Origin of the sequence: Streptomyces sp. rh34 (assembly GCF_002551245.1) — a bacterium.
In the GTDB taxonomy this organism is placed as follows: domain Bacteria; phylum Actinomycetota; class Actinomycetes; order Streptomycetales; family Streptomycetaceae; genus Streptomyces.
Genome location: NZ_NTGZ01000316.1, coordinates 1 through 7,829, shown reverse-complemented (window position 1 = coordinate 7,829; position 7,829 = coordinate 1). Strand labels below are relative to the sequence as shown.

7 protein-coding genes and 1 pseudogene are annotated in these 7,829 nt (G+C 71.7%); 5 read left to right on the top strand and 3 right to left on the bottom strand.

The window, feature by feature from the left end:
- The 5 genes from CR470_RS33715 to CR470_RS33695 all read left to right on the top strand — a co-directional run.
- A partial coding sequence (locus CR470_RS33715) for an FGGY family carbohydrate kinase (RefSeq protein WP_097871250.1) occupies positions 1 to 1,237 on the top strand: 1,237 nt, incomplete at its 5' end.
- A gap of 167 nt (positions 1,238 to 1,404) precedes the next feature.
- Positions 1,405 to 2,439 (top strand): substrate-binding domain-containing protein, encoded by a 1,035-nt coding sequence (locus CR470_RS33710; RefSeq protein ID WP_373561459.1) that lies wholly within the window; start codon positions 1,405 to 1,407, stop codon positions 2,437 to 2,439.
- Between the two features lie 106 nt (positions 2,440 to 2,545).
- Positions 2,546 to 3,406 carry an ATP-binding cassette domain-containing protein gene (locus CR470_RS33705; protein WP_097871247.1) on the top strand — a complete coding sequence of 287 codons (861 nt, stop codon included), beginning with the start codon at positions 2,546 to 2,548 and terminating at the stop codon, positions 3,404 to 3,406.
- On the top strand, positions 3,403 to 4,659 hold the full coding sequence (locus CR470_RS33700) for a sugar ABC transporter permease (RefSeq protein WP_179892459.1): 1,257 nt from the start codon (positions 3,403 to 3,405) through the stop codon (positions 4,657 to 4,659). Before CR470_RS33705 ends, CR470_RS33700 begins: the two co-directional genes overlap by 4 nt.
- 58 nt (positions 4,660 to 4,717) lie before the next feature.
- On the top strand, positions 4,718 to 5,890 hold the full coding sequence (locus CR470_RS33695; RefSeq protein WP_097871246.1) for a hypothetical protein: 1,173 nt from the start codon (positions 4,718 to 4,720) through the stop codon (positions 5,888 to 5,890).
- On the opposite strand, the gene CR470_RS33690 is transcribed toward CR470_RS33695, so the two are convergent.
- The 3 genes and pseudogenes from CR470_RS33690 to CR470_RS33680 all read right to left on the bottom strand — a co-directional run.
- Positions 5,891 to 6,664: an urease accessory protein UreD gene (locus CR470_RS33690; protein WP_097871245.1), complete on the bottom strand. Its 774-nt coding sequence runs from the start codon at positions 6,662 to 6,664 to the stop codon at positions 5,891 to 5,893.
- Positions 6,661 to 7,419, bottom strand: coding sequence for an urease accessory protein UreG (ureG, locus tag CR470_RS33685; protein ID WP_097871244.1), 759 nt, complete (start codon positions 7,417 to 7,419; stop codon positions 6,661 to 6,663). Before ureG ends, CR470_RS33690 begins: the two co-directional genes overlap by 4 nt.
- Positions 7,412 to 7,813: pseudogene (locus CR470_RS33680) on the bottom strand (urease accessory UreF family protein); the annotation flags it as partial. The pseudogene CR470_RS33680 and the gene ureG, both read right to left, overlap by 8 nt.
- Between the last annotated feature and the right edge of the window lie 16 nt (positions 7,814 to 7,829).

Below are 7,829 nucleotides of genomic sequence, written 5' to 3'. Positions count from 1 at the left end.
GGGGGACGGGCTGTGGCTGCGGGACTCCGCGGGCCGCCCGGTGCGGCCCGCCATCTCCTGGATGGACGCCCGCGCCTCGGAGCTGGTGACCCGCTGGCTGGTGGACGGCACGATCAGCACCGCTTACGCGCACACCGGCTCCGGCATGTTCCCCGGGTGCCACGGGCCGCTGCTGAGCTGGCTCCAGGAACACGAGCCGGACTCACTGGACCGGGCCGCCGTCGCGGGGTACTGCGTCGACGCGGTCGCCCAGCGCCTCACCGACCGGGTGTGCCTCGACGCCTCCGACGCGACGCTGCCGTTCCTCGACCCCCGTACCCGCCGCTACGCGCCCCAGGCCCTGGCGGCCTGCGGTGTCGGGGAACGGGCGGGTCTGCTGCCTCCTCCCGCCGCTCCGGGAACGGTGCTCGGGCTGGACGGTCGCGGCGCCCGACTCCTGGGGCTGCCCGAGGGGCTGCCGGTCGTGGCGGGGCCGTACGACCTGCCGGCCTGCGCGATCGGCAGCGGGGTGCGCGAGGTGGGGGACGGCGTTCTCATCCTCGGCACCACCCTCGCGAGCCAGGTGCTGACCGACCGCGTCGACCTCGACCCGCTCGCCGAGCCCGCCGGTATGTGGCTGTGCACGCCCACCCCCGGCCGGTGGCTGCGCGCCATGCCCGCCATGGTGGGAACAGCGGCGCTGGAATGGGTGCTCGCCCTCGTCGGCGCGACCACGGCCGACGTGGACGCCCTGCTCACCGACAGCCCGCCCGGGGCCCGGGGCGTCCATGCCTTCCCCTTCCTCTCCGAAGCGGGCGAACGGGCCCCGTTCGTCGAGCCGTCGGCCCAGGGCAGACTCGACGGGCTCAGCCTGGCGACGGGCCGGGAGGACGCCGTGAGGGCCGTCTGCGAGGCCATCGGCTACGCGGCCCGGCACTGCCTGGACACGGCGGGGCTGAGCGGCACCCTCGCCCTGTGCGGCGGCGGCACCCGGTCGGTGATGTGGGCCCGCCTGATCGCCGACGTGCTCGGCCGGCCCGTCCGCGTTCCGCTGGAGGAGCAGGTCGGGGCGCTCGGCGTGGTGTCCGTCGCCCGGGCCTCCTTGTCCCCGGGGTACGAGGCGCCGCCGGGACGCCACCAGGTCGTCGAACCGCGTGCGGACGTACGGGCGCTGTACGAGGACGGATACGAGCGGTACCGGGCGGAGCTGGCGACGGCGCGAAACGAATGGAGGGCCCGCGCGCGGTCAGGCGGTTGACCGGACGCCTCTGGATCGGCCCGCCGTCCTGTTATTTATGACATGCCCATTGACACTACTAACACGCGCGCTGTTAATTTGACGCGAAGGAGGGCTCTCCGCCTCAAGACCGGGAGATTCCAGTGAAGCAACGCTCTGTCAGATCGTTCGCCGCTGCCTTGTCCGTGATGACGGTGTTCGTCTCCGCCGCCGCTTGTACGACGAAAGCGCCGAACGGCACGGACGGCCGGTCACCGGAGGACGCGAAGATCGCGTTCCTGATGCCCGATATCGCCTCCACCCGGTACGAGCTGTACGACGCCCCCCTCTTCAAGGCCAAGGTGAAGGAGCTCTGCGGTGGGTGCGCGGTCCTTTACCAGAACGCGGGCGGCGATGCGGCGAAGCAACAGCAGCAGGCCGACTCCGCTCTCGCGCAGGGCGCCGACGTCATCGTGATCGATCCGGTGGACTCCGCCGCGGCGGCCAGCACCGTCCGTACGGCACAGGGTCGAGGGGTCCCCGTCATCGCGTACGACCGGCCGATCCCGGCGGTCAAGGCCGACTACTACGTCTCCTTCGACAACGAGAAGATCGGCTCCATGATCGGCACGTCCCTGGTGGAGCACCTCAGGGCCACCTCGGCCGAGGGCGGTCTCCTCCAGGTCAACGGGTCGCCGACCGATGCGGCGGCGGGCCTGATCAAGAAGGGCATACACAGCGCGGTCGACTCCAGCGGATTCGATCTCCTCGCCGAGTACGACACCCCTGCCTGGGAACCGGGCAAGGCCCAGAGCTGGGTCAGCGGTCAGATCAGCAAGTTCCCGGGAAGGATCGCCGGAGTGGTGGCCGCCAACGACGGCACGGGCGGCGGTTCCATCGCCGCGTTCAAGGCGGCCGGAGCGACCGTGCCACCGGTGACGGGAAACGACGCCGAACTCGCCGCCGCCCAGCGGATCATCAAGGGCGACCAGTACAACACCATCTCCAAGCCCATCAAGACCGTCGCGGAAGCCGCCGCCACCGCTGCGTACGCCTTCTCCCAGGGAAAGAAGCCCCGCGGTGACACCACGCTCTTCGGCACCCCCTCGGAACTCTTCACCCCCACCGTGGTCACCCGGGAGAACATCGCGAAGGTTCTGGTGGGCGACGGGAAGCCGCTGAAGACCGCCCAGGTCTGCACGGCGACGTACGCCGCCGCCTGTGCCGAGGTGGGCCTCACCTAGTCCCGCCCCCTGCCCGACCGCGGCGACCACGGCGTCCACGATGGGCGGGACGCCTTCCCGCCCCGCCAGGGCCACCACTCCCCCGCCCGCCTCGGAAGGTCGGTCCATGTCCGCTGACTCCTCGCCCTCCCCTCATGAGGCGCCGGGTGGCTCGCTGCTCTCCCTGCGCGGAATCAGCAAGTCCTTCGGCGCCGTCGCCGCACTCACCGATGTACACCTCGACGTCGCCGCCGGGCAGGTCGTCGCCCTGGTCGGCGACAACGGCGCGGGTAAGTCGACCCTGGTCAAGGTGCTCTCCGGGGTGCACCAGCCGGACGCCGGAACCGTCGGCTTCGGCGCCGGGACGGTGACGATCCCCTCCCCGGCCACCGCACAGCGGCTCGGCATCGCGACCGTGTTCCAGGACCTCGCCCTGTGCGAGAACCTGAACGTGGTGGAAAACCTCTTCCTGGGACGCGAGTTACGTGGGCTGCGCCTGGACGAGGTGGGCATGGAGGTCCGCTCCCGCGCTCTGCTCGGGGAGCTGTCGGCCAAGATCCCCTCGGTACGCGTCCCGGTCGCGGCCCTGTCCGGCGGGCAGCGACAGACGGTGGCCATCGCGCGGACCCTCCTGGGCGACCCCAAGGTGATCATCCTGGACGAGCCGACGGCCGCCCTGGGCGTGGCGCAGACGGCGGAAGTCCTCAATCTGATCGAGCGTCTGAGGGAGCGTGGCCTGGGCGTCATCATGGTCAGCCACAACATGGCCGACGTGCGGGCCGTCGCCGACACCGTGGCCGTCCTGCGGCTCGGCCGCAACAACGGTGTCTTCGACGCGGCCGGGACGACGGCGTCGGAGCTGGTGGCGGCCATCACCGGAGCCACCGACAACGTGGTCAGCCGCCGCGCCGGCCGCGACCGGGCCACGGGCGACGGAACGGAGCCGGCGTACAGGACCGGTGCGGCGCACAAGGGGGAAGCATCATGACGGACCCGGCCGCTGTCACGAGCCCGGAGCTCTCCCGGGGCGGGCCCGTCGCGCCGACGCCCCGGTCCACCGGTGCGCGCGACCGCCTGCGGGCGCTGTCCGTCCGGCTGCGCGGCGGCGACCTCGGCCTCCTGCCCGTCCTCGCCGGGCTGGTCGTGATCTGGGTCGTGATGCAGATCCTCAACCCCATCTTCCTGTCGAGCGCGAACCTCACGAACCTCGCCCTCGAGAGCGTGCCGGTCGGCATCATCGCCCTGGGGGTCGTCTGTGTCCTCCTCGTCGGCCAGATCGATCTGTCGGTCGGCTCCATCAGCGGCCTCGGTGCTGCCGTGCTGGCGGTCCTCTTCGTGGACCGGGGGCTGCCGGCCTGGCTCGCCGTCACCGTCTCGCTGGCCCTCGCGGCGCTGATCGGCTGGTTCTACGCCCAGGTCCACAACCGGATCGGGGTACCCAGCTTCGTCATCACCCTCGGCGGGCTCCTCGGCTTCCTCGGTGTGCAGTTGTGGATACTCGGGCCCAAGGGATCGATCAACCTGCCCTTCGACTCCGGCCTGGTGACCTTCGCGCAACTCCAGTTCCTGCCGCCCTGGTTGGCGTACACGCTGGTTGTCGCGGGCGCGGCGGTGCTGTACGCGACCGGCGCCGCCCGTGCGGCGGAGCGCCGTCGGGCGGGGCTCACCGCCGCCTCCCGGCGTCTGCTCGCCGGGCGGAGCCTGGCGCTGCTGGCCGGCCTCGGCGCGGCGGTCTGGTATCTCCACCGGGACCGAGGGGTGGGCTGGATGTTCGTGTTCTTCCTCGCCCTGGTGCTGGCGCTGCACTACGTCCTGTCCCGCACCTCGTTCGGCAAGTCGATGTACGCGATCGGCGGCAACATGGAGGCCGCCCGGCGTGCGGGCGTGAACGTGAAGGCCGTCCTCACCACCGCGTTCGTGCTGTGCTCGACGCTCGCGTGCGTCGGCGGCGTGCTCTCCGCCTCGCGGCTCGCGGCGGCCAACCAGAGCAGCGGCGGCGGTGATGTCAACCTCAACGCCATCGCGGCGGCCGTCATCGGCGGCACCAGTCTGTTCGGCGGCCGGGGCACCGCGTTCGCCGCCCTGCTCGGCGTTCTCGTGATCCAGTCCATCTCCAGTGGGCTCACGCTGCTGAATCTCGACTCCGCGTACCGCTTCATGGTGACCGGCGGCGTACTGCTGCTGGCGGTGTCGTTGGATGCCGTGGCCCGGCGTTCACGGGTCTCCCACGGCAGGGCCTGAGGCACCGCCCGTATCCGGTGGGCACCGCGCATCCCAGGATCACGATCTCGGAGGAACCATGCGAAGCCGAGCACTCGCGCACATCGCCGCCCTGTTCCTGTCCACCGCCGTGGCGTCGGCCCTGCTCGCGGTGGGCGGGGGCGCGGCCCATGCCCGTACTCCGTCCCCGTCACCATCTCCGTCGCTGCCCGCTTCCGTCGACGGCGGGGCCTGGTCGTCCGGGCATCTCCAGGGCACGGCCATCGACCGCCGCAAGGGCCACATGTACTTCTCCTTCACCGATCTGCTGGTGAAGACCGACCTGTCGGGCCGGCCGATCGGCTCGGTCACCGGCTTCACCGGGCACCTGGGCGATCTGGACTTCAACACCGATGACGGCCGGGTCTACGGCTCCCTCGAGTACAAGGCCGCCGAAGCGTTCTACGTAGCGATCTTCGACGGGGCCCGCATCACCCGGATGAACATGGACCCCCGGACCACCGATGTGCTCTCCACCGTCCATCTCCGGGAGGTCGTGCGGGACTACACCGCCGATATGAACGGCGACGGGGTCTTCGACGGCAACACCGGGGATACCCCCGACCACCGCTACGGCTGCAGCGGAATCGACGGCGTCTCCTTCGGACCCGACCTGAACCGCCGGGGCGGCGGGCGGCTCACCGTCGCGTACGGGATCTACTCCAACACCGCCCGCACCGACAACGACCACCAGGTGCTGCTCCAGTACGACGTGCGCGGCTGGAGCAGGTACGAGAGGCCGCTCGTCGAAGGCGCTCATCACACCAGCGGCCCCGCGTCGCCCGACGGCAAGTTCTTCGCCTACACGGGCAACACCACGTACGGCGTCCAGAACCTGGAGTACGACCGGCACAGCGGCAACTGGCTGATGGCCGTGTACAAGGGCAGGAAGACGGGCTTTCCCCCCTACTCGCTCTACGTGGTGGACGGTTCGGAGCGCGCCCGTCGGGGCGAGGTGAAGGGGCAGCCGCGCCCCGAGACCGGCCGCATCGTCTCCCTCCTCCCGCACGGGCTGCACCACGAGCCGTCCGGTGTGTACGGGTACGAGTCGGGCGGCCAGTACGGTCTGGTCTCGCTCGACGACGGCCGCTTCTACGTGGCCGAGGCGGGTACGGTCGATTCCGGAGGAAACACCCTGCAGACCGGCCGGGCGGTGCTGCACCACTGGACGGGGGCGGTGCCCAACCCGTTCACCGTGCTGGAACGCCCCTGATCAGCGTCGCTCGACGATGTTCTCGGTCCGCCAGTGGTCCCACAGTTGCGCCGACTCCGCTTCCTGCGCCGGTGCCTCGGTGTCCAGCAGCCGCACCTGGGCACCCGGGCCCGCAAGGTCCGTCCGGTAGGGGTGGGGCGGTCCGGGCGGGCGGGTGCCGAGGGCGGTGACGGAGCCGATGATCCGGTTCGGGCCGAGGACGCCGGGCAGTTCACGCATCTCCGGGTCGGTCAGGTCGAGGTCCTCGACCAGCAGTTCCCGGCCGTCGTGCACGGCCCGGGTCCTGGCCCGGACGCGGCCACCGCGCTCACCGGAGCGGCCCAGGACGAGAGTGTCGCGCCACAGCATCCGGGCTCCCGGCGCGAGCGTCACCTCCATCGTGCGGTCGACCCATGCCCCGTGCGCGACGACGAACGGCTTCCCGTCCCAGTCCAGTCGGCCTCCTGCCGCGATGTCGATCCTGGCCCGCCACGCCGATCTGCCTCCCCGGTGGTCGTACGCCACCAGACCGGAGGGTTCGACCAGTTCCAGGCGGGCCCCCGGGCCGACCGAGACGTGCAGCCGGAGATCGTCGCCGGCCAGCAGACCCGCCCGGGTGCCGACGAGGGCGATCCGCAGGCGGTCCGCGCACGGCAGCAGGGGGCGGGGGGCGAGGAACGCCCCGGGAGTCAGCTCGCGGGCGAGGTGCCGGCCGGAGGCGTCACGCTCGACGGCGACGACCGTGGGGGTGTCGGGCTCGGCCGGGCGGGCGGCGGGCGAGGGCGGGCCGGTCACGAGCCGTCGTGGCTGTGGCTGTGGCTGTGGGGCGCCATCGGGCCGGGGTCGGTCGGGACATGGGTGCCGGAGCGGTGGCGTACCAGCACGGCCCGCACCCAGTCGGCCAGTTGGGCGATCGACTCCGGGTCGTGTTTGGACAGCGCGAGGACGGGCAGACCGTCGCGGGCCCGTTCGGCGTCGGCGAACATCGCGGTCACGTCGACCTCCACGTGGGGGGCCAGGTCGGTCTTGTTGATGACCAGGAGGTCCGCGCCGGTGATGCCCGGGCCGCCCTTGCGGGCGACGTCCCCGCCGCCCGCGACGTCGATGCTGAAGAGCTGGGCGTCGGCGAGGGCGGGGCTGAACGTGGCGGTGAGGTTGTCGCCCCCGCTTTCGATGAGCACCAGGTCCAGCGGTCCGTAGGCCTCCTCCAGGTCTTCGACCGCGTCGAGGTTGGCGCTCACGTCGTCGCGGATCGCGGTGTGGGGGCAGGCTCCGGTCTCGACGGCGCGGATGCGTTCGGTGGGCAGGACGCCGGCCGAGCGGAGGAAGCGGGCGTCCTCGTCGGTGTAGATGTCGTTGGTGACGACGGCCATGGAGAGCTCGCCGGCCAGTTCGCGGCAGAGGGTGGCGAGGATGGAGCTCTTGCCGGTGCCGACGGGGCCGGCGACGCCGAGGCGCAGGGCGCGCGGCTGGTTGAGCGGCTGGTGGTCGTGCTCGTTGGGGCCCTGGGCCGGTTGTCCGGGCTGCTGGGCGGATGCGTTGTCAGGCAAGGAAGAGTCTCCGTTCGCGTCGGTCGTGTTCGAGTGCCCACTGCTCGGTGAGCGGTGGTGTACGGGCGGGGAGTTCCGCGGGGGTGCGCACGGCCAGTGCTGCGGTGACGGTGGTCGCGGCGTCCGCCTCGGCGGCGATGATCCACGCGACCGAGTCGAGGGGGTCGCCGGGCAGCAGCTTGAGTGCGGCGGAGGCGATGGTCTGCAGCTCGTCGTAGACGACGCCGTGGGCCAGCGCCTCCTCCCCCGCCCCCAGGACGGCCCCGAGCGCCCCGAGGGCGACCGGCCGCAGGGGGCGCGGGTGGAGCTGTTTCAGGGCGGTGACCGCGGGATGGTACGGGGCCAGCCTGCGGGCGAGGCGGTGCACGCCTCGGCCCAGTGCGGCGGCTGTCTCTTATACACATCTCTGA